The 20,912-nt window shown below is 54.2% G+C and carries 21 protein-coding genes and 1 pseudogene; 10 read left to right on the forward strand and 12 right to left on the reverse strand.

Annotated elements, in window-relative coordinates:
• Position 1: 1 nt before the first annotated feature.
• The 4 genes from lptE to FE845_RS12550 all read left to right on the forward strand — a co-directional run bounded on the left by lptE (position 2) and on the right by FE845_RS12550 (position 2,805).
• On the forward strand, positions 2-592 hold the full coding sequence (gene lptE, locus FE845_RS12535) for an LPS assembly lipoprotein LptE (RefSeq protein WP_200365116.1): 591 nt from the start codon (positions 2-4) through the stop codon (positions 590-592).
• Positions 589-1,596 (forward strand): DNA polymerase III subunit delta, encoded by a 1,008-nt coding sequence (holA, locus tag FE845_RS12540; RefSeq protein ID WP_200365118.1) that lies wholly within the window; start codon positions 589-591, stop codon positions 1,594-1,596. Before lptE ends, holA begins: the two co-directional genes overlap by 4 nt.
• A 110-nt stretch (positions 1,597-1,706) precedes the next feature.
• The gene (locus tag FE845_RS12545) at positions 1,707-1,970 is read left to right on the forward strand and encodes a hypothetical protein (protein WP_200365120.1); all 264 of its coding nucleotides are present in this window, start codon (positions 1,707-1,709) and stop codon (positions 1,968-1,970) included.
• Between the two features lie 199 nt (positions 1,971-2,169).
• On the forward strand, positions 2,170-2,805 hold the full coding sequence (locus FE845_RS12550) for an endonuclease (protein WP_200365122.1): 636 nt from the start codon (positions 2,170-2,172) through the stop codon (positions 2,803-2,805).
• Positions 2,806-2,931: 126 nt separating this feature from the next.
• Here the strand turns inward: FE845_RS12550 and FE845_RS12555 are convergent, their stop codons facing one another.
• The 9 genes from FE845_RS12555 to bioB form a co-directional block, all read right to left on the reverse strand.
• Positions 2,932-4,728, reverse strand: a complete 1,797-nt coding sequence (locus FE845_RS12555; RefSeq protein ID WP_200365124.1) for an acyl-CoA dehydrogenase C-terminal domain-containing protein — start codon at positions 4,726-4,728, stop codon at positions 2,932-2,934.
• Positions 4,729-4,962: 234 nt separating this feature from the next.
• Positions 4,963-6,762 (reverse strand): acyl-CoA dehydrogenase C-terminal domain-containing protein, encoded by a 1,800-nt coding sequence (locus FE845_RS12560; RefSeq protein WP_200365126.1) that lies wholly within the window; start codon positions 6,760-6,762, stop codon positions 4,963-4,965.
• A gap of 317 nt (positions 6,763-7,079) precedes the next feature.
• Positions 7,080-7,901 (reverse strand): putative metalloprotease CJM1_0395 family protein, encoded by an 822-nt coding sequence (locus FE845_RS12565; RefSeq protein ID WP_320159692.1) that lies wholly within the window; start codon positions 7,899-7,901, stop codon positions 7,080-7,082.
• Positions 7,902-7,913: 12 nt separating this feature from the next.
• Positions 7,914-8,159 carry a flagellar biosynthesis protein FlgE gene (locus FE845_RS12570; protein ID WP_200365128.1) on the reverse strand — a complete coding sequence of 82 codons (246 nt, stop codon included), beginning with the start codon at positions 8,157-8,159 and terminating at the stop codon, positions 7,914-7,916.
• A gap of 51 nt (positions 8,160-8,210) precedes the next feature.
• Entirely contained in the window at positions 8,211-8,903 is a 693-nt protein-coding gene (gene bioD, locus FE845_RS12575; RefSeq protein ID WP_200365130.1) for a dethiobiotin synthase, read from the reverse strand.
• Between the two features lie 19 nt (positions 8,904-8,922).
• Positions 8,923-9,762: a malonyl-ACP O-methyltransferase BioC gene (gene bioC / locus FE845_RS12580; RefSeq protein WP_200365132.1), complete on the reverse strand. Its 840-nt coding sequence runs from the start codon at positions 9,760-9,762 to the stop codon at positions 8,923-8,925.
• On the reverse strand, positions 9,759-10,511 hold the full coding sequence (locus tag FE845_RS12585; RefSeq protein ID WP_227714310.1) for a hypothetical protein: 753 nt from the start codon (positions 10,509-10,511) through the stop codon (positions 9,759-9,761). The genes bioC and FE845_RS12585 overlap by 4 nt, the downstream gene beginning before the upstream one ends.
• Complete coding sequence (gene bioF / locus FE845_RS12590; RefSeq protein WP_200365134.1) at positions 10,508-11,683, reverse strand: 8-amino-7-oxononanoate synthase; 1,176 nt, start codon at positions 11,681-11,683, stop codon at positions 10,508-10,510. Before bioF ends, FE845_RS12585 begins: the two co-directional genes overlap by 4 nt.
• Before the next feature lie 283 nt (positions 11,684-11,966).
• Positions 11,967-13,025 (reverse strand): biotin synthase BioB, encoded by a 1,059-nt coding sequence (gene bioB / locus FE845_RS12595; RefSeq protein WP_200365137.1) that lies wholly within the window; start codon positions 13,023-13,025, stop codon positions 11,967-11,969.
• A 51-nt stretch (positions 13,026-13,076) separates the two neighbouring features.
• Between bioB and FE845_RS19010 the strand changes: the two are divergent.
• Together FE845_RS19010 and FE845_RS12600 are read left to right on the forward strand one after the other, a co-directional pair.
• A pseudogene (locus FE845_RS19010) lies at positions 13,077-13,280 on the forward strand (ComF family protein); the annotation flags it as partial.
• Positions 13,281-13,289: 9 nt separating this feature from the next.
• Positions 13,290-13,811, forward strand: a complete 522-nt coding sequence (locus FE845_RS12600; protein ID WP_227714311.1) for a ComF family protein — start codon at positions 13,290-13,292, stop codon at positions 13,809-13,811.
• 15 nt (positions 13,812-13,826) lie between these two features.
• Here the strand turns inward: FE845_RS12600 and FE845_RS12605 are convergent, their stop codons facing one another.
• On the reverse strand, positions 13,827-14,936 hold the full coding sequence (locus FE845_RS12605; RefSeq protein ID WP_200365141.1) for an NAD(P)/FAD-dependent oxidoreductase: 1,110 nt from the start codon (positions 14,934-14,936) through the stop codon (positions 13,827-13,829).
• 148 nt (positions 14,937-15,084) lie between these two features.
• Between FE845_RS12605 and FE845_RS12610 the strand changes: the two genes are divergently transcribed.
• Genes FE845_RS12610 through cmoB form a run of 4 tightly spaced genes read left to right on the forward strand, consistent with a single transcriptional unit; the run spans position 15,085 to position 18,268 of the window.
• Complete coding sequence (locus FE845_RS12610; protein WP_200365143.1) at positions 15,085-16,086, forward strand: serine/threonine protein kinase; 1,002 nt, start codon at positions 15,085-15,087, stop codon at positions 16,084-16,086.
• A gap of 30 nt (positions 16,087-16,116) precedes the next feature.
• Positions 16,117-16,503, forward strand: coding sequence for a kinase (locus FE845_RS12615; RefSeq protein ID WP_200365145.1), 387 nt, complete (start codon positions 16,117-16,119; stop codon positions 16,501-16,503).
• A complete protein-coding gene (gene cmoA, locus FE845_RS12620) occupies positions 16,496-17,251 on the forward strand; it encodes a carboxy-S-adenosyl-L-methionine synthase CmoA (protein WP_200365147.1) in 756 nt (251 codons plus the stop codon). Before FE845_RS12615 ends, cmoA begins: the two co-directional genes overlap by 8 nt.
• Before the next feature lie 24 nt (positions 17,252-17,275).
• Positions 17,276-18,268: a tRNA 5-methoxyuridine(34)/uridine 5-oxyacetic acid(34) synthase CmoB gene (gene cmoB / locus FE845_RS12625; protein WP_200365149.1), complete on the forward strand. Its 993-nt coding sequence runs from the start codon at positions 17,276-17,278 to the stop codon at positions 18,266-18,268.
• 57 nt (positions 18,269-18,325) lie between these two features.
• Here the strand turns inward: cmoB and FE845_RS12630 are convergent, their stop codons facing one another.
• Both FE845_RS12630 and FE845_RS12635 read right to left on the reverse strand, forming a co-directional pair.
• Positions 18,326-19,621, reverse strand: coding sequence for an adenylosuccinate synthase (locus FE845_RS12630; RefSeq protein ID WP_200365151.1), 1,296 nt, complete (start codon positions 19,619-19,621; stop codon positions 18,326-18,328).
• Positions 19,622-19,719: 98 nt separating this feature from the next.
• Positions 19,720-20,901: an ATP phosphoribosyltransferase regulatory subunit gene (locus FE845_RS12635; RefSeq protein WP_200365153.1), complete on the reverse strand. Its 1,182-nt coding sequence runs from the start codon at positions 20,899-20,901 to the stop codon at positions 19,720-19,722.
• Between the last annotated feature and the right edge of the window lie 11 nt (positions 20,902-20,912).

Consider the following 20,912-nt stretch of genomic DNA (forward strand, 5'->3'; position numbering starts at 1 on the left):
TATGCAGCTCCGCACTGTGCATGCAGGCACCGCCAAATGGTTTATCGCAGGGTTACTGGCGGCCAACCTAGGTGCCTGCGGCTTCCAGTTGCGGAGCGCACCGCCGGTTTCCTCGGCTTTGGAACCGCTTATGCTGGACTGTCAACCTCCCGTTCCTACTTCCCTTTGCCTAGCCGTGCGTCAGCAACTTGAACTTGGAGGCGTTGAGCTGGCAACGGAAGAGGCAGGCTCAAACTATCAGCTCAGCATTCGCGGCTTTGAGCAGGACCGTCGCGCCTCGGCTATTACTGTCCAAGCTGCAGCCGCAGAGTACACACTTAGACACTCGGTGAGCCTTGAGCTGATAAGCACTGATGGCGTTCCTGTTATTGCCAACACCCGCCTCACCACCACCGAGAGCTACAGGTACGACGAGACCAATGTACTCGCCAAACAGCGCGAGGAAGACAACCTGCAGCAGCAATTAAGCGATCGTTTAGCTCAACAGATCATATTCCGGCTTGCTCCGATTACCAGAGAACGGCTGCGAGAAATTCGAGACCAGCACCAGAAGTCCAACTCTCCGGCAAAATCGCAAAACGCCACACCATGAAAACCAATCCGGGCCAACTGACACAGCTGCTCCGAAAAGGCCTTGCACCGGTCTACCTTATTTCCGGAGACGAGCCGTTACTGGTGCAGGAATGTTGCGATCAAATCCGGAGCGCTGCCAAAGATGCAGGTTTTCACGACCGTTTAACGTTTCAAGCGGATCAACAACTCGATTGGAACACTGTGGCCGACGAATTCAGCGCCATGTCCTTGTTCTCCGACCGGCGCCGAATCGAAATCCGTTTGCCGACAGGTAAGTTGGGAGACGGCCGCACCGTTCTAGAAAGGGTTCTCGCACAACCGCCGGAAGACATTATCCTCCTTCTGATCAGCACACGTCTGGACGCGGCAGAAACTCGCCGAAAGTGGTACAAAGAACTCCAATCCAAAGGTGTGCATGTACCGGTATGGCCGGTGGATGCAGACAAATTTTCTGGTTGGCTTCAACAGCGGGCTAAAAACCAAGGCCTTAGCCTGACCCGCGGAGCACTCGCAATGTTGGCAGAACGGCTTGAGGGGAACCTGCTGGCCGCCAGTCAGGAGCTCGACAGACTGTCACTGCTGAGCAATGGCAATACGATAGATGAAGAAACAATAGAGCAAGCCGTTCAGGACAGTTCGCGCTTTAACGGGTATGAACTGGTAACCGAGCTACTCAGCGGCCGAGCGCCTCACGCAGGTAAGATGATTGGCGTACTGCAGCAAGAAGGTGAAAACCCCCTCGGACTTCTGGCGGTACTAACCCGTGACATCAACTTGCTTCTAGAATTGAAAACGGGTGAGAACAGAGCTGAAACCCCCTCCGCATTCTTCAAAAAGCGCGGCGTCTTCCAGCCACAACGAGCGCGGGCGCTGGAGCAAGCGGCCCGGCGCCTAACCCCTGTGCAACTGCACGAAGCCTTGAAACTGTGCAGCCAAGTTGATCGAGCCACAAAAGGCTTTGATACTCTGTCCCCCTGGCACTACCTACGCGATATGTCTGCGCTTCTGGCTTCAAGATCCTGACATAGATCAAACGCAACCTATATATAACCTTTCTTGCTTCACTGTCACTTGACTGTTTTTCATACCCCGGCGCATGGTGGAGAACCACTCATTAAACAGAGGTGCTTGATATGGGTATTCAAGAAGAACTTAAATCGCTCTCGGATAAAATCAAACAATATCGCGACGAAGCACGCGTTCAGCTGCATTTGGCGCGCCAGGAAGTAAAAGATGAGTTTGATGACCTCGAGCAAGAATGGGATAAATTCCGAGTCCGGTTTGATCAAGTAATGGATGAGGCGAGCGAAGCATCTCAGGAAGCACGGCAAACGGCAAAAAAGCTGGGCGAAGATTTGAAGTCGAGCTACCAGAATATTCGCGACAAAATGAAGTAAAAACGTTAAGCCGTTAACACTACGCTGTAAATTTTAACCTAAGGGCTCTTGTATCAAGAGCCCTTATGCCATAATCCTCCCATAAGTGAACTGCACGTCATTATTTTTCCGGCAAACCCGCCTTATTTCGCCAATGACAGCGATGATTAAGGCCCGGTTCGCCAAGGCGCTGTCAGACGCTAAGAGGTAACATTGGCTCATGAAAAACTCTCTTACCCTCATTACAGCTCTTACTCTGTTTTTAGCAACGGCAGTTGTTGTCGCACAAAATACGCGCTTCAGCGACCCGGACACGGTCATCAAGGAGGAATTCTGGGGGAACCTCTACTCCGAAGGTGGTCAATCCTTCTTCTGCGACAAAGAATTCTCTAAGAAAGGCTTCTCGCTGACAGAGGGATATATTTATCCTCTCGCCGATATACGCAATGCTCTTTCATGTGGCACCACACGTCAGTGCGAGCAAGACAACCGTTATCGCCAAATCGCTTCTGACCTTCACAATATGATCCCGGTGGGAAACCGCACCGAGCTTCGGCGTAGAAACACCCGCTATGACAATATTGAGGCGTCAATTGAAGAGAACGATTGTGGCATCCGAGAAAGCGGCATTTTCTTCGAGCCTCCCACCAGAGTAAAAGGTGATATCGCCCGCAGCATGGGCTATATGGTTGGCACCTACGGTCTCCCCTGGCTTGGGCCAGCTCAGGTATTCCAAGGCTGGAATCGGGCCGACCCGCCAGATGACAGAGAGCTGTCGCGGCATAAGCGCATAGCGGAGATTCAGGGAAATGAGAATCCCTTTATTACTGATCCGACTCGCATGGAGCGCCTTTAGTTTAGTGCCCCAGACCAACTAACTGTCTAATGGCAAAACTGAATACCATAAAAAAAGCAGGCCAAAGAGCCTGCTTTTTTATGGTCGATAGGGGACTCAACTACTTAGAGCCCCCATACAGAGCCGTTAAAATTCCTCGGCAGTATGCGCCATCATAGAATCACTACCACTGCGAATACCCTCTGCAAGAGAGACGGTTTTCGGCAGTAGACGGTCATAGTAGAAGCGTGCAGTCTTCAGTTTTCCACTGTAGAAGCCAGACGTATCATCACCCGCCTTTGGTGCGGCCGCTTTAACAATTCGAGCCCACATGTAGCCCAATGCTGTTAGCCCAAACAGGTCCAGATAATCCACTGAAGCGGCACCAATGGCGTTGGGGTTGTCGGAGGCTTGCTTGATAACATGCTCAGTCACGTCAGACAAACGCTCGAATGCAGCTGCGAGTGGCTCGATATATGGACGCAGGCTTTCTTCACTGCTGTTTTCTTCAATGAAGCTGGCGACATCTTCAGCGAACAGCTCATACAGCTTGCCCTGACTGCCAACAACCTTACGCCCCATCAAATCCAGTGCCTGAATACCGTTGGTACCCTCGTAGATCTGGGTAATACGGCAGTCACGTACCAACTGCTCTTGGCCCCACTCACGGATAAACCCGTGACCACCAAACACTTGCTGGCCCATAATGCAGGCGTCAAGACCACGGTCCGTTAGGAATGCTTTTGCGACTGGCGTCAGCAACGCAACCATGCCCTCGGCGTGCTTGCGACGATCTTCATCAGCCGCATCTGCGTACTTGGAAATGTCCAGCCATTGCGCCACGTAGGTCGAGAAAGCGCGACCGCCTTCCACATAGCCCTTCATAGTCAGCAGCATGCGGCGCACATCCGGATGAACCAAGATCGGATCTGCCGCCTTTTCCGGCTGTTGCGCACCAGTTGGCGCACGGCTTTGGATGCGCTCCATGGCGTATTCCCGTGCACTTTGCAGGGAAGCTTCTGCGGCGCCTACACCCTGAATACCAACGCCTAGGCGCTCGTAGTTCATCATGGTGAACATAGCGTTCAGGCCTTTGTTTTCCTCGCCTACCAGCCAGCCTTTGGCACCATCAAAGTTCATCACGCAGGTTGCGGAACCTTTGATGCCCATTTTCTTCTCGATGGAGCCACAGCTGAAACTATTACGCTCGCCCAAGGATCCATCATCGTTCACCAGAAACTTGGGAACCAGCAGCAAAGAGATTCCCTTGGGACCCTTCGGGGCTCCCGGCAGCTTGGCCAACACAAGGTGGATAATATTCTCCGCCATGTCGTGTTCGCCCCAAGTGATAAAAATCTTGGTGCCAGTTACATTGAACGATCCGTCGTCGTTTGGCTCAGCTTTGGTGCGGATAATACCCAGATCCGTGCCGGCATGGGGCTCAGTCAAGTCCATAGCACCAGCCCAAACACCGGAGTACATGTTAGGAAGGTACTTTTCTTTCAACTCCTGACTGCCGTGTGCGTCGAGTGCAAGGCAAGCACCGGCTGTCAGCATCGGAGCCAGGCCAAAAGCCATATTGGCGCCCTGCATCATCTCTTCAAATTGGGCCACCAACGTTTTAGGCATGCCCATTCCGCCAAATTCAGGGTTGCCGCCAAGACCGTTCCAACCGCCCTCTACAATCGTCTGATAAGCTTCTTTAAAACCATCTGGCGAAGTTACCTCGCCCTCCTTCCACTTACAGCCTTGTTCATCCGCTTCGCGGTTTAGCGGGGCGAGAACACCGCTTGTGATTTTACCGGCTTCTTCAAGAATCGCGTCAGCGGTGTCCGGATCAACATTCTCCGCCACTTTGGGTAATGATGCCCAGAGCGCAGGAGCATCAAAAACTTCGTTTAGAACAAAACGCATGTCACGCAAGGGTGCCTGATAATCAGCCATCAACTCTCTCCAATATCAAAAAACCGTTCAATTTCGAAAAGTCCAAGTTCAAAACTTGTCTGTGCAGGTAGCTTATGGATGCAAAGCCAGCTCACCTACTCGGGCCGTGTGTCCGGGCTAGTTATATTTTATGGACGTTATTCTAACGCAAAGTTGGTCTCAACTCATGAAAAAAGCCCGGCTCCTGAGGGAGCACGGGCTTTTGTTACCAGTTAAACTTCCACACTCTAATTATCAGAGCGCGAAGGCTTCTTCCGGCATATCCAGCAGAGTATCAGCCCCTGCCAGCATGGTTGCAGCGTGCGCCTTGGTACGCGGCAACATGCGAGTAAAGTAGAAACGCGCTGTCTGCAACTTAGCATTGTAGAACAGCTCTTCACTGGAACCGTCAGCAAGTTTGTCCTGTGCAACCTTGGCCATACGCGCCCACAGGTATGCGAATACTGCATAACCGGAGTACATCAGGTAATCCACAGATGCGGCACCAACTTCTTCGCGGTTCTTCATGGCGGTCATGCCCACTTTCATGGTCAGGTCGCCCCACTCCTTGTTGATAGCAGCCAGAGGCTCGATAAACGGCTTCATTTGCTCATTGTCAGCGTTCTCTTTGCAGAAGCTATGAACCTGCTTGGTGAACCGCTTGAGAGACTCGCCCTGAGTCATCAGAACCTTGCGACCCAGTAGATCCAGCGCCTGAATACCGGTGGTGCCCTCGTAGATCATGCCGATGCGCGCATCACGCACGTTCTGCTCCATGCCCCACTCGGAGATAAAGCCGTGGCCACCGAATACCTGCATACCCAGATTAGCTGCCTCGTAACCGATCTCGGTCAGGAAGGCTTTAGCAATCGGCGTCAGGAAGCCAAGCAATTCATCTGCTTCTTTACGCTCTTCTTCGGTCTTGGCACGCTCAACCAGATCTGCATTCTGCGCAGTCAGATAAATCAACGCACGAGCGCCTTCGGCTACCGCTTTTTGTGTCAGCAACATGCGACGAACGTCGGGGTGCACAATAATCGGGTCGGCATAGCCTTCCGGATTCTTGGCGCCACTCAGTGAGCGCATGGCCAGACGATCCTTGGCATAGGCCAATGAACCTTGGAAGCCCAGCTCTGCAGCACCCAGACCTTGAATGGCAGTACCGATACGAGCCACGTTCATGAAGGTGAACATGCAGTTCAGGCCCCGGTTCTCGGGTCCGATCAGCCAGCCTTTGGCGCCGTCGAAGTTCATCACACAGGTAGCGTTACCGTGGATACCCATCTTGTGCTCGATAGAGCCGCAGGATACGGCATTGCGCTCACCCGCAGAGCCGTCTTCGGCAGGCAGGCACTTGGGTACGATGAACAGGGAAATACCCTTGGTACCCTCAGGAGCGCCCGGCAGGCGAGCCAGAACGATATGAACAATGTTGTCGGTCATGTCGTGCTCACCGGCAGAGATGAAAATCTTGGTGCCGGTAATGCTGTAGGAGCCATCTGCGTTAGGCTCGGCCTTGGTACGCAGGGTGCCGAGGTCTGAACCACAGTGTGCTTCCGTCAGGCACATGGTGCCTGTCCACTCGCCACTGATCATTTTGGTGAGATAAGTCTGCTTCTGCTCTTCGGTACCGTGTGCTTGCACAGTGTTGATAGCGCCGTGACTCAGGCCAGGGTACATACCCCAGGACCAGTTGGCCGTGCCATTCAGCTCGCTCATTACGATGCCGAGTGAATCTGGCAGACCCTGACCACCGTAGTTCGGGTCAGCTGCCAACGAAGGCCAGCCGCCCTCTACATACTTGTCGTAAGCATCCTTGAAACCAGTGGGTGTTTTTACACCGTCTTCGCTCCAGACGCAGCCTTCTTTGTCACCAACCGCATTCAGCGGGGACAGTACCTGCTCAGCAAACTTTGCACCTTCCTGGATAATGGCATCAACCATATCCGGAGTTGCGTCTTCAGCGCCTTCCAGATTGGCGTAGTGGGCTTCGCTGTCCAGCAGCTCGTTCATTACGAATTTGATATCACGCAGGGGCGCTTTGTACTCAGGCATGTAAACCACCTCGGTTATCGGTCTTGGCTGAAAAGTAATAACAGCTCGCGGCCTTGGGTTTGCTCAGACACTGCAACAAGGTGTGCTGCAGCATTAATTAAACACTTGTTTGAAACATACGTTTAGAGGCACAGAATTGTCAATAGCCGGACGCATAATTTGTGTAGCAATTGGTCACCAAAACGGTTTATCAGGGCCTGGGCAAAACTTACAGGTAACTGCAGCCCTATGCCTGTGAAGGGTTTGAGTTGGTTTTTCTTGAAAAGGAAGGAGAACGTTAGACGCCAAGGTAGTAGCAGACTAAAAGAGAGAGGAAATCAGACCGATATGGGAAGGAAGCCGTCCCCCGGTGAGTCCAACCCTGACCCAAAGCCTGCAACACTTTGATAGGCCGTTCTGGCCTGCTCAACAGATCTGGGAGATTGCGCAGATACACTTTCCTGAGCATCGTCAGTTGCCGGAGAGACCCCTGATGCCTCGTTAGTATCATTGGCGGAGTCTTTGCTTGAAGGGCTTGAAGATTCACCCTCCGATGCAAGTTCCGACTGAGCCTGCAACATAATTTGCATTGCCTGAGCAGCAACAGCACGATCCTGACCAGAGGGTTCGGCTGGAGCCATGGCGGCTGACCGCACAACTCGCATTTTTTCGATCGTTGCCTGAGGGTTGCCGTTGACAGGAGAAATATCAATCGACACTTCGCCACCAACTGCGTACTGCGCGCCATCGGGGCCACGCTGGTAGGAGAACGACATGGCTCCCGCATACTGGCCACCCGCGGCCTGATGCGCCGCCTCATGAGCTCGAACTTCCCGGTCACGGGCTTTGAGTTCGGTAAGCTCTTTCAGCTCCGCCTGATCCAAACCACCCACTTTTTTATCAGAAGCATCGGCTTCCAGCGCTCTTCGGCTTGAGCCCGCACCTTCGTTCTCATCTGCGGCACGAACCGCTTTAGGGCCTGACTCGGAAGGTGCCTCTCCCGTTGCATTGCCCGTATTACGGGACTCGGGAACAGCAGGAGTTGAAGGGTTGTAATCTGAATTCGATAGGGAGCTGGATTGCTGGCTATCTGACAAACTGCCAGAAGCGCCTCTGGCAGAGTAATTCAACGCAGGGGGGAGTGGCGAAAGCGGGCTCACAAATGAAAGCTCTCAGACCACGATATCTAGAAGCGTACCAAGCGTTTCATCAGCGACTTTCACTACTTGTGCCGACGCCTCAACACTGCGTTCATAGAGCTTGAGGTCGATGATCGGCTCAATCAGGCTGCTCCCTGTCTCGGCACTGCCCTGAGGGCCGTCAATGCCCGCACGTGCAATTTTTCGTGCGGCATTTTCCATGCCGTACATGCCGTCTTGGATACCTTGGACACCCATTGCAAGCGTATTATTGATCATGACTGCTGCTTCCCGTGACCATTAATTAGCCCCATTAGGCCACATCATTGTTCAATTTTCAAACAACAAATCGATGTCGAGATGGTTGCTCAGGGTTTCTGGCCCAACGCCTTCAATCCAAGGCAGAACGCCTAAACAGCGCGCCGGAAGTTGCTCCATCAAGTAGTTCAGGGTTTCCTGCTCACAACTCATTGCATCTGCTTCGGCTCGATTTGCCACCCAGCCAGCCAAAGTTAATCCATCATTGCGGATTGCTTCTGCGGTTAGTAATGCATGGTTAATACATCCAAGCTTGAGAGCAACCACCATTATCACTGGCACATCCAGAGCCCGGGGCACGGCTGCGTAAGTTTCCCGATCATTCAACGGCACCCGCCAGCCGCCGGCACCTTCAATCAGCAAAAGGTCTGCAGGTCGCATCTGCATGCCACGACAGAAACCAACCAGACGATCCACAGACACAACCCGCCCTGCTTGTGCGGCAGCGACATGGGGTGCAATCGCGGGTTCTAGCGCAACAGGGTTTACAAGCTCGTAGGTGAGGGATTCCGTAGCGGCATGTTTGAGTATTAGCGCATCGTCATTGCGCAACCCCGCTGGCGTGCTTTCGCAGCCGGAGGCGATGGGCTTCATACCCAGAGTGCGCTTGCCAGCGGACTTAGCAGCTTCCAAAATTGCAGCAGACACCATGGTCTTGCCAACGCCCGTATCTGTACCTGTCACAAAAAACGTTTTTTTAGCCATACCAGCAGGTTAACCCACTCTATTTATCAATCAGTGTATCGTCGTTGGCATCAGGGCATGTCCAGTAAACCCATGCTGCCTCGTAACTTGCGAAAACACCTTCCTCCGGGCCCGCGGGATAATACTGGCACATGGCGCGAAAGCGGCCCGGTGAAGTTACGGTTGAGCGCCTGTCGGCACTTTTATAGCCTGCGCCCAGTTGCTTCAGCTCCGATGCGAGAGTGAGAGGCGATTCGTAGGGCAGCCTCAGGGTTCTTGTTTCAATGTCAGCGTCCGGCAGTTCTTGGGAAGCCGAGCGCCTGAGTGTTGCTTCTGACTCAAACCGGTTTATGTGCCTTTGCCCGGGATCTGCTCGTTGCCATGCTTGGGCCAGCTCTCTCAAGGTGCCGTCAAGAAGCGTTGAGACCATCAACTTGCCGCCAGGCCTGAGCACCCTCCGGCATTCTCGCAGAACCTGAGACGGCGTCGCGCACCATTGGATCATCAGGTTACTGAATACCAAATCGCAACTCTGGTCAGGGAGGGGAATTGCCTCAGCATCGGCAACAACCCATGCGATATCAGGGGGGGAATGCGCTTCTGCATGCTCTATCATGCCGAGCGAAAGATCCATGCCTGTCACACACTCAGATGCCTCGAGATTGGCCAACTCGCGGCTAAACCAACCGGTTCCGCAGCCAAGATCCAGAATTTGGCCGCCCTTAAGAGGAGTTTGGCGCCCAAGCCTCTCCAGCATGGTATTGCCCATAAGCCGCTGCAAACGGGACGCACCTTCATAGGTAACCCGCGCCTTGCCGAACTCGCGTGATATATCGGCCTTACTGGCAGGGCAAGAGACAACCGCACTAAGGACACTCATGCGTTCACCCCTTCCAGTGATTGAAGAAACTTTTCGATAACAACGCAACAGTCTTCCGCAAATACACCGCCTGGCCAATGGGCCATACCAGGCACATTAACCTCCACCGACGATGACCGGGTTTCCAGAGCACCAGCCCAAGTCGCCACGACCTGATCACAAGCACCGGTAATGTGAAGAACAGGAATATCAACTTGTGACCACAGCAGCCGTTGGTCGGTTTGCTCCAACCACCCCAGACTTTTTACCAGATTGACCTTCGAGACCGGGGATCCTTTGCCGAGCCATTTCTTGAGACGCTGGCGCTCAGACAAAACGCTTGCCGAACCGTTTATCATTAGAAGCAAAAAGTGCACCCAATACCGATCAGCCTCACGGCTCAAACCGCGGCTAAACACACCAAATTCCTCTACAGACATGCCATTAAGCCAGCGTTCATCTGCAATAAACTTCGGAAAGCCTGCGAGGGTAATAACCGCGGAAACCGCTCCCGCACCCCGGTTAGCAGCTTCCATAACAACCTGAGCACCTAGCGACCAGCCCATCCAGACGGAAGGCTCCGCATATCGCGACAGAAGCTCATCGGCCACCTGTCCAACTGACTCGCAACGCCCGATAAGATCGTCACCCAAAGATACCAACTCAATAGGCCCCGGCCAGAACCGGTATAGCTCTTCGAGCATTTCAACGCGAACGCCCCAACCGCCAACCACAACAAGGCGACGCATAGGCTCTCGCTGAGCGTTCATGACGCAATCCCTTGCTCATCCAGCAAATGCCGACAGCCAGACAAAGCATCCAACAAACAATTCAAATCGTCATGGGAGTGGGCCGAACTGAACGTAACCCGCAGCCGCGCCTCACCCACCGGCACAGTCGGGGGCCGAATCGCGGTTACCAACACCCCACACGCTTCAAGAGCCCGACTTAGCGCCAGAGCCACCCAGTTCTCACCAACCATAATCGGCTGAATAGGCGTACGAGAGGGCGTAAGCGAATAGCCTAAAGTCGTAGCTTCCCGCCGAAAACGATCGATCAGGCTCTGCAAATGACTCCGCAGCCCGTCGCCACCCTCTATCAAATCAATACTGGCGCAAGTAGCAAACGCAAGCGCCGGAGGCATAGCCGTTGTGTAGATATAAGTACGAGCCTTCTGCACCAAATACTCCATCAGCACGGCAGGCCCCGCCACAAACGCCCCGCTGGTTCCAGCAGCCTTACCCAGAGTGCCTATCAGAACCGGCACATCCTCCTCAGACAAACCAAACTCCGCCACACTCCCCTGGCCACGCGGCCCAAGCACCCCAAAACCATGAGCGTCATCCACCACCAACAAGGCATCATGCTCGCGACAGACCTCCGCCAATTGCCGTAGAGGAGCCACATCACCATCCATACTGAACACACCGTCGGTTACCACCACCTTATGGCCGGAAGTCTCCGCCAGCATAGCCGCAAGCGACCCTGCATCCCCATGGCCATAGCGCCGCACCTTGGCCCGACTCAGAATACAGCCGTCAATAATGGAAGCATGGTTCAACCGATCCGAAAAAACCGTATCCCCACGCCCTGCCAGCGCAGAAATCACCCCCAGATTGGCCATATAACCGGTAGAGAAAAACAAGGCGGAACTACGCCCGGTAAATGCTGCAAGACGCTCCTCAAGCAAGTGATGCGCCTCGTGATGCCCACAAACAAGATGAGAAGCCGCACCACCCAGCCCTGTTTCCGGGAGGGCGTTCCTGAGAGCTTCAATATTGGATGGATGATTGGCCAGGCCAAGGTAATCGTTGCTGCAAAACGACAGCAACCGCTTACCATCAGCGGTCAAGACCGGCTGCTGAGGCCCGGAAATATGCCGGCGTGTTCGGTACAAACCTGCCTGTTTTCGTTGTTCCAGTTCAGCTGTGAAATCACGCACGAGTGAGCATCCAGTGAAATGACAAGCATTCATGCTTACTGATATTGAGGTGTGTTCGAGGGCTTCCGAAAGCTACAGGTGCCGTGCGGGCGGTGTGCTCCGGGATTGTAGAGGGCCAAGGACGGCCCGAAACAAGCGCACATGGGTGAGGCAAACGCTTATGAAGCGCAGCTTCATGTGCAGCCGAACGACAGCAATCTGTGATTGCTGGCCGGACCCCGCAAGGGGTGCTTGTAGCGTATCCCGGAGCACACCGCCCGCACGGCGCTTCAATCCAATGATGCTAAGCGGACTCCAGAGAAGCGTCATAAAACAAATGCCGATTAGCCTCATACTCCAAAGCCCCAACAATCGCCTCTTCCTCCTGCTCCTCAGAAGCACACTGCTCCCGCTTCTCCGGCCGAATACCCAACCGGCGGAACAACGCCATATCCGCATCCGCCTCCGGGTTCGAAGTCGTCAGCAGCTTCTCGCCATAAAAAATCGAATTCGCACCAGCCAGAAAACACAGCGCCTGCATCTGCTCATTCATCGTCTCCCGACCCGCCGACAAACGCACATGCGACGCAGGCATCATGATACGAGCCACCGCAAGAACTCGAATAAACTCAAACGGATCCAGATCCTCCACATCCTCCATGGGCGTCCCCTTCACCTTAACCAGCATATTCACCGGCACACTCTCAGGATGCTGAGGAAGATTCGCCAACTGCACCAACATACCAACCCGATCGTCTTGATCCTCACCCATGCCCATAATGCCGCCACAGCAAACCTTCATGCCTGCGTTACGCACATTTGCCAGCGTATCGAGCCGATCCTGATAAGTGCGCGTGGTAATAATATGGCTGTAATACTTTTCAGAGGTATCAAGATTGTGGTTGTAGTAATCAAGCCCCGCCTCGGCGAGCTCTTCCGCCTGCTCTGGCTTCAACATACCCAAAGTCATGCAGGTTTCTAAACCAAGAGACTTCACCTGACGAACCATATCCAGAACATACGGCATATCCTTCGCCGTTGGGCTACGCCACGCGGCACCCATACAGAAGCGCGAAGCGCCCTTCTCCCGTGCCGCGCGAGCTTCGGCAACCACCCTCTCAAGTTCTAGCAGCTTTTCTTTTTCCAATCCCGTGTTGTAATGACCACTCTGCGGGCAGTATTTGCAATCCTCCGGGCAGGCGCCGGTTTTAATAGAAAGCAGAGTGCTAACCTGCACCTCATTCGGATCAAAAAACTGTCGATGCACGGACTGAGCCCGAAACATCAGATCATTAAAAGGCAACTCAAAAAGCGCCCGCGCTTCCTGAAGCGTCCAATCGTGGCGTAATGCGGTGGCAGTCATACAGAAGTCCTGTTAACCTTTTTTCGGTCTCTGGGTTTACGGATGAATCAAATGATAAAGGGACTGAACTGGCTGTCAACCTTAAATTCGAAACGGGTTAACGGAGAAAAAGTCAAAGGCCGCTGCGTTGCCTGCCTTTCCACCAATGCCATCAACGGATTGTGCCACTCTTGCCGAGCCGAGCTTCCTGTTAACCGGTGGCATTGCCGCTGCTGTGCTTTACCTATGGCGTACTCCGGGAACATCCACTTCTGTGGCGACTGCTTGGCATCACCACCTCCCTTCGATCGCACGTTCATACCTTGGCGCTACCAATACCCAGTCGACAACATGATCAGCCGGTATAAATACAGCCGACAGCAACAATTCGCTCGGCCATTGGTTGCTGACCTTGCGCGCCACCTTGAGCTTGTATTTCAAGAACAAAACCATGAAAAACCGCTGTTGTTAATCCCCTCTCCCATGCACCCCGCTCGCCGACGTGCGCGTGGTTTCAACCAAGCTAGGGATATTGCTGAAAAATTAGGGAGTGTGCTGGATATCCCAGTTGACGCGGGGATTGTTCGTCGCGTACGAAAAGTTAAAGCCCAGCGGGGACTGAGTCGAGAGGCCAGACTGGCGAACCTGCGCGATGTGTTTGAAGTGCGTTCAGAAGTCCCGCAACGGGTTGCTATCGTCGACGATGTCGTTACCACCGGCGCAACCGTGCGGGTCATAGCTTCTGCTTTGCGAAGCGCAGGCGCCAAGAACATCCAAATCTGGGCACTGGCTCGCACACCGGGGTAGCTGCCAGACGGGGCACTAGCGCAACTTTTCCTTCACAAGCTCGGCAATTGCCAAGCAGGATGTAAGCCCCGGCGACTCAATACCAAACAGGTTTACCAGCCCCGAAACACCATGCTCATTTGGGCCGTCTATCCTAAAATCAAAAAATCCGCCCTCCGCATCTTTTAGCTTGGGGCGAATACCGGCATAAGCTGGCTGAAGGCGCTCCGGATCAAGGCCGGGCCACCATTGCCGAATACCCCTAACAAATGAGTGCGCCCGTTCAGGGTCAACCCCGTAATCCTCCCGCTCAATCCACTCCACATCAGGGCCGAAGCGCGCCTGACCCGCAAGATCAAGAGTGAGGTGAATACCCAGACCGCCAGGTTCGGGCACCGGATAAATCAGATTGTTGAACGGGTGGCGACCGCTGTAGCTGAAATAAACGCCACGAGCGAACCATTGAGTTGGCTTTTGTGCGTCGGGGAGCCCAAGCCAATTGCGTGTCAGCGGCACCGCACCTAAGCCCGCAGCATTCACAAGGTTTCGAACTTTTAGCGTGCATGGCATTGCACCCGCCACCCGTAGAACATGCGCGCCACTCACCGACTCTATGTTCTCAACCGGCGATCGCAGTACCAGAGAGCCGCCCGCATCCTCCAGCTCGCCTAGAAGCGAAAGCATAAGGCCATGGGTGTCTACTATGCCGGTTTCAGACGACCACAAGCCTGCACTGACATTCAGTTGTGGCAACTGCCGGGCAACAATGCCCCCATCCATCAAGTCCAAATTGACACCATTGGCTGCAGCCTGAACGTGAATGCGCTCCAGCATAGGGTTTTGGGCTTCATCAATGGCAACAATCCATTTTCCACATTTACGAAACCCGACTTTATGGTTTTTGCAGTACTCATAAAGCTGCCTGCGGCCTTCAACGCAAAGGCTGGCTTTCAGAGAATTCTCCGGATAATAGATCCCAGCGTGAATCACCTCGCTGTTACGAGATGAGATGCCCTCGCCAAAACGGTCGCCAGCCTCTAATACGATTACCTCCCTGCCCGCCCGGGCAAGCGTTCGAGCCACCGCAAGGCCAACGACTCCCGCCCCGATTACAAGGGTATCCACTTCCAGATGTTCGTTTGTCACCGACTGAACCTGCTATCTGTTGCCTGACTATTACGTTAACCCAATCCCGAACGAGCCGGAACCCATGGAAACATCCTGCACTCGCATTACGGGAACACTGCCAAGCAGGTATACTTGGGCCCAACATTTACCAGTCTGGCCTCGCTCTATGATGAACGTTTCAAGCCATCCATACGATGCCCTCACACCAGACGCTATTCTGGATGCCATGGAAAATGCCGGCTTCGCGGTAAGTGGTCGCCTGTTTGCCCTGAACAGCTATGAAAACCGAGTGTATCAAGTGGGTCTGGACGAGGGCGCCCCGGTGATCGCCAAGTTCTATCGGCCTGGCCGCTGGACAGAAGATCAGGTGCGGGAAGAGCACGAGTTTACCCGGGAACTGCTGGCCGCGGATATTCCGGTTGTGGCGCCTCTGGTGATGCCTTCCGGAGACACTCTTGGCAAGCATGGCGACTTCATGTTTGCCGCATTTAACCAGCGCGGAGGACAAGCGCCGGATACCAGCGTTACCGACACTCTCTACAGGCTTGGGCAATGGCTAGGGCAGATGCACAACATCGGGGCCCTAAAGCCATTTCGCCATCGCGTCGCCCTATCACCCATGGATGGTATTGAAGCAAGCAATAGCCTTTTACTCGAAGGTAACTGGATTCCGAAGGATCTTCGACCAGCCTGGGACAGCCTGATTCCAGATCTGCTGACCCATTGTCGCGCTCGCATTGAAGACGCCGGAGAGATTGAAACCTTGCGTCTGCACGGAGACTGCCACGCCGGTAACATACTCTGCAGGGACGAGCAGATGCTGTTTGTGGATCTGGATGATTGCCGCTCCGGCCCCGCAATGCAGGATATGTGGCTGCTACTGAACGGTGATGACCACGAACGCGGCGCACAACTCGGCGAGCTACTGGAAGGCTATGAAACCTTCCGGGATTTCAACCGTCGCGAGCGGCACCTGATTGAACCACTGCGTTGCTACCGCCAGGTCAGCCACTGCGCCTGGCTTGCAAAACGCTGGGACGATCCGGCGTTTCCGCGCTTTTTCCCTTGGTTTGGCCAGCCTAGATTCTGGTCCGATCAGGTGCTTTCATTAAGGGAACAACTGGCAGCCCTTCAGGCGCCCTCAATAACCCTTCCCGGTCAATACTGACCTTTCATTCACGTGCAAAATGAGGTAGGCATGAGCCAGAACGAGGCCCGTTACACCATCCGCAACCTGTTTGTGACCGCTCTGGTCGCTATTGTCGGTACCGTATTGGTGCTGGAGCTGAGCGGCAACATCAAGCATTCCGACAACAAGGACCATGTACCCGTGGGAGACTTTCAGGCGATTCATGTCACCCCGGGTGAAACCTTCCGTATGTCGCCAAAATCCTCCGAACTGCACGCGGTCTGCGAAAATGGCTACATGGCTATTGCGGCGGATATCGACCCATCCTTCCGCGGCATACTTGTAGATTACAAGAACCGTGGAGTGCGCTGTTACCGACCATCACCGACAGCCCCGTCTGCCCTGCCTGAACCAGACCAAACCTCGGAGCCAGCTCAGGACGTCCGCGATGAGTAACTCCGACCGAACGATCGAACCTCTGACAGATCGCTTGTTTGCCACCGAACGCCAACCGGAGGATTTCCGCTTTGACGCGGCGGTTGCCCGTGTATTCCCGGACATGATCCGCCGTTCGGTACCCGGCTACACCACCATCATTCCAATGATAGAAGTCCTCACCGAGCAGTACGCTCAGCCCGGTTCCAACTGCTACGACTTAGGCTGCTCTCTTGGCGCTTCAACATTGGCCATGCGCCACGGCATCCCGTTTAGCGATTGCACGCTGGTGGGCATTGACAACTCCACCGCCATGATTGAGCGCTGCGAACACTATATTGCGCTAGACGACAACCCTCTGCCCGTGACCCTTCGCTGTGAAAATATTCAGCAAACCGAGCTGTCAGATGCATCAGTGACAACCCTGAACTTTACCCTGCAGTTTGTCCCGCCAGAGGAACGCAGCGATTTACTGCGCAGAATCGCCGAGGCAACCAGACCCGGCGGTGTGCTGATTTTGTCAGAAAAAATCCGTTTTGAATCAGAGGATGAACAGGATACTCAGACCCGCCTTCACCATGAGTTCAAACGCGCAAACGGCTACTCAGATCTGGAGATAAGCCAGAAGCGCAGCGCCATAGAGCAGGTTCTAATCCCGGAAACACTGGGCGCTCACAAACGGCGCTTGAAAGACTCAGGCTTCGACCGCGTTCTGGTGTGGTATCAGTGTTTTAACTTCGTATCCATGCTGGCCATCAAGGCCGACTAATCACAACCGGAGAACGGGCAGACCATGGCGCATTTTGACTGGCGCAGCTGTTTTGAACAGCTACTGGCAGAGCTGGAAAACTCAGGCCATAGTGACTGGGTCGAAACCATCAAAGCTCAATTGACCCAGCGTTTTGATGACAACCCGCACGGCGATTTGGGCCGATGGCAATCTGCGCTCGATAGCCTTCCAGCGCTTCCCGAGACGGCTTTTGAACTCAACGCTTCTGCAGTGGCCCTTAGCTCACCCAATAAGTTGAAGCCCAGCCAGCAACAAGCGCTTGAGACTGGGCTCCGAGGGCTTATGCCTTGGCGCAAAGGCCCTTTCGATTTCTTTGGCATCCATATTGATACTGAGTGGCGCTCAGACTGGAAATGGGACAGGGTATCACCCTACCTCGCAGATCTTTCTGGCAGGCGGATTTTGGACGTAGGCTGCGGCTCCGGCTACCACTGCTGGCGCATGCTGGGAGAGGGCGCAGAGCGGGTGATCGGCATTGATCCCGGGCTACTGTTTATGTTCCAGTTTCTCAGCGTGAAACGCTATATAGGCGAAGCGCCCATCGACCTTCTGCCTATACGCATGGAGAACTTACCGGAAGGCCTTGAAACCTTTGATACAACCTTTTCCATGGGGGTCCTCTACCATCGCCGGTCGCCTCTCGACCATCTTCTGGAACTCAAAGGGACACTGCGCCGGGGCGGTCAGTTGGTGCTGGAAACTCTGGTTGTGGATGGACCCGAAGGCTACAGCCTGATGCCGGAAGACCGTTATGGTCAAATGCGCAACGTATGGTTTTTGCCGAGTTGCGACACCCTATTGCGCTGGCTGGACCGCACGGGCTTTCGCAACGCTCGAGTTGTGGATGTCTGCGAAACCACTACTGCGGAGCAACGCAGCACCGATTGGATGCGTTTCAACTCTCTTCAGGACTTTCTCGATCCGGAAGATCCCGGCAAAACCATCGAAGGCTATCCCGGGCCCAAGCGCGCCACTATTGTTGCCGAGAAGCCCTGACAACAAAAAACCGCCGTGCCAATGATGGCAGGGCGGTTTTTCTAAACCATTTAGCCTTTAAGCATCAAACGGGTGACGCAGGGTAATGGTTTCGACCCGATCCGGGCCGGTGGAGATAATATCGATGGGCGCCTCAATCTGCTCTTCCAGAAACTTGATGTAGGCTCGGGCATTTTCTGGCAATTGCTCCAGCTTCGTTAGCCCGAACGTGCTCTCGCTCCAACCCGGCAGTTCAACGTAAACCGGCTCAATATCCGTATAGCTGTCACAGCCAATCGGCGGGCGGGTCATTTCGCCGTTAGGTGTTTTATAACCCACGCACACTTTGACGGTTTCCAGACCATCGAGAACATCCAGTTTGGTCAAGCAAATACCGGATACACTATTGATTTCTATGGCATGATGTACGGCGACCGCATCAAACCAGCCACAACGGCGGGAGCGACCGGTTGTAGTGCCAACCTCATTACCTTTGACCGCTAGATGCTGGCCCATATCATCAAAAAGTTCTGTCGGGAAAGGTCCCGCGCCTACACGGGTGGTATAAGCCTTGGTAATGCCCAGCACGTAATCCAGATATAACGGACCAAAGCCCGAGCCTGTAGCCGTGCCACCTGCAGTAGTGTTGGAAGATGTCACGAACGGATAGGTACCCAGATCGATATCCAGCAAGGAGCCTTGAGCGCCTTCGAACATGATGTCCTGGCCACGCTTGCGATAGCCGTGCAGCAAATCTGTTACGTCTGCCGCCATGGGCAGGATTTCTTTGCCCATCTGCATCAGTTCGTCCAGAGCCGCGTCTATGTCCTCGGCTTCTTCCTTGAAGTACTCGGTCAGCACAAAGTTATGATAAGTCATCAGTTCCCGCAGCTTCTCCTCGAAGCCAGCTGGATTGTGCAAATCGCCAATGCGCACACCGCGACGAGACACCTTATCTTCATAAGCAGGGCCTATACCCCGCCCAGTGGTGCCAATTTTGTCATTACCCTTTGCACGCTCCCGGGCCTGATCAATGCGCACGTGGGTGCGCAGGATAATCGGGCATGCCAAGCTGATACTAAGTCGCGCACGAACGTCTACGCCCGATGCTTCAAGGCCACGGACCTCTTTCAGCAATGCTTCCGGCGACACCACCACACCGTTACCAATGAGGCATTGAACGTTCTGCCGGAGAATACCGGAGGGAATCAGATGCAGAGCCGTTTTCTTGCCATCGATAACAAGGGTATGGCCCGCGTTATGGCCGCCTTGAAAACGAACAACCGCTGCAACTTTTTCAGTTAACAGGTCAACGATCTTACCCTTGCCTTCGTCACCCCATTGGGTGCCTAGCACAACAACGTTTTTACCCATGATTCTCTCTCGATGCGCACACTGCTTTGGGTGCGTCTTGCAAATTTGGCACATGTACCTTTATGAGTTCAATGCGGCCCACTGGCGTTAATCCAGCACTAATCCAGAGTCTGGACTACCCATTGACCACCCTGTTTCACCAGCTTTCGGTCGCACCCTCGAGTAGAGGGATTTACGCCGTTATCTTCCGGCAATGCCCGAATGACGATGTCTGTCTTCCGCAATTCTGCAATAGCCCGCTCCAAGTCCGTATCACTTTGAGCGGGTGCCCACACGGCCTTACGGCTTTTGATCTCGCGCTCACCCAGCGTTACCAGGGCGCGTATATCAAGACTGAAGCCAGTGGCCGGACGTGCCCGCCCGAAATCGCTGCCAATGGCATCGTAACGGCCACCCTTGCCGATGGCATCACCATGACCTGGTACATAGGCTGCAAACACCAGCCCCGTATGGTAGTTGTAGCCACGCAACTCGCAGAAATCGAACCCGAAACTGACTTCCGGGAAATCCCTTTCGAGCATTTCCGCCACACGGCCCAATTGATCCAGTGCCGCACTCAGGGTATCGGAGGCCCCACTTAAAATTATACGTGCTTCAGCCAGTGCTTCGGCACCCCCGCTAACACGAGCGAGTTCACGCAAACGTGCGCCAGCAGAACCATCCGGACAGTCACCTAAAAGCCGATCAAGTTCAGGAACCGACTTGCGTGCCATGGCGTCGAAGATTGCGGCACTTGTGTTGCGATCAAATTCCGCCTCGCCAATCAGGCTTTCATAGATAGCCACATGGGCCAGATCCAGATGCACGCGGCGCAAGCCAGCGACACGAAGTGCCTCAAGCATCAAGCTAATAACTTCAAGGTCTGCAGATTCAGAAGCGCTGCCAAACAGCTCACAGCCCGCCTGAATAGGCGTGCGGCTGGCAAGCATGTGTTTGGGGCGGGTATGCAGTACATGACCGGCATAACACAAGCGGGTGATCCCTTCCTGCCCCAGAGTGTGGGCATCGATGCGTGCGGCTTGTGGTGTCATGTCTGCCCGAACACCCATCATGCGCCCTGTCAGCTGATCGGTCAGCTTGAAGGTTTGCAACTCCAGATCGTGTCCGGTTCCGGTGAAAAGCGATTCGAGGTATTCAATAAGCGGTGGAATTACCAGTTGGTAGCCCCAACGCTGGCAGGTATCCATTACATCCCGGCGCAGGGATTCTATCTGCCCGGCCAGTGGCGGCAAGATATCCTCCACCCCGTCCGGCAGTAACCAGCGATCAGATACTGTCATGAGATTCCGTT

Source organism: Marinobacter sp. 1-4A, assembly GCF_016597725.1.
GTDB lineage: Bacteria > Pseudomonadota > Gammaproteobacteria > Pseudomonadales > Oleiphilaceae > Marinobacter.

Excerpts from the sequence above, each read along its gene's own strand:
- bioC (WP_200365132.1), bottom strand. The coding sequence starts at position 9,762 with ATGAGTGTCCTTAGTGCGGTTGTCTCTTGCCCTGCCAGTAAGGCCGAT.
- bioB (WP_200365137.1), bottom strand. The coding sequence starts at position 13,025 with ATGACTGCCACCGCATTACGCCACGATTGGACGCTTCAGGAAGCGCGG.
- FE845_RS12560 (WP_200365126.1), bottom strand. The coding sequence starts at position 6,762 with ATGCCTGAGTACAAAGCGCCCCTGCGTGATATCAAATTCGTAATGAAC.
- FE845_RS12635 (WP_200365153.1), bottom strand. The coding sequence starts at position 20,901 with ATGACAGTATCTGATCGCTGGTTACTGCCGGACGGGGTGGAGGATATC.
- FE845_RS12550 (WP_200365122.1), top strand. The coding sequence starts at position 2,170 with ATGAAAAACTCTCTTACCCTCATTACAGCTCTTACTCTGTTTTTAGCA.
- lptE (WP_200365116.1), top strand. The coding sequence starts at position 2 with ATGCAGCTCCGCACTGTGCATGCAGGCACCGCCAAATGGTTTATCGCA.
- cmoB (WP_200365149.1), top strand. The coding sequence starts at position 17,276 with ATGGCGCATTTTGACTGGCGCAGCTGTTTTGAACAGCTACTGGCAGAG.
- FE845_RS12615 (WP_200365145.1), top strand. The coding sequence starts at position 16,117 with ATGAGCCAGAACGAGGCCCGTTACACCATCCGCAACCTGTTTGTGACC.
- holA (WP_200365118.1), top strand. The coding sequence starts at position 589 with ATGAAAACCAATCCGGGCCAACTGACACAGCTGCTCCGAAAAGGCCTT.
- FE845_RS12630 (WP_200365151.1), bottom strand. The coding sequence starts at position 19,621 with ATGGGTAAAAACGTTGTTGTGCTAGGCACCCAATGGGGTGACGAAGGC.
- FE845_RS12555 (WP_200365124.1), bottom strand. The coding sequence starts at position 4,728 with ATGGCTGATTATCAGGCACCCTTGCGTGACATGCGTTTTGTTCTAAAC.
- cmoA (WP_200365147.1), top strand. The coding sequence starts at position 16,496 with ATGAGTAACTCCGACCGAACGATCGAACCTCTGACAGATCGCTTGTTT.
- FE845_RS12585 (WP_227714310.1), bottom strand. The coding sequence starts at position 10,511 with ATGAACGCTCAGCGAGAGCCTATGCGTCGCCTTGTTGTGGTTGGCGGT.
- FE845_RS12545 (WP_200365120.1), top strand. The coding sequence starts at position 1,707 with ATGGGTATTCAAGAAGAACTTAAATCGCTCTCGGATAAAATCAAACAA.
- FE845_RS12610 (WP_200365143.1), top strand. The coding sequence starts at position 15,085 with ATGATGAACGTTTCAAGCCATCCATACGATGCCCTCACACCAGACGCT.
- bioD (WP_200365130.1), bottom strand. The coding sequence starts at position 8,903 with ATGGCTAAAAAAACGTTTTTTGTGACAGGTACAGATACGGGCGTTGGC.
- FE845_RS12570 (WP_200365128.1), bottom strand. The coding sequence starts at position 8,159 with ATGATCAATAATACGCTTGCAATGGGTGTCCAAGGTATCCAAGACGGC.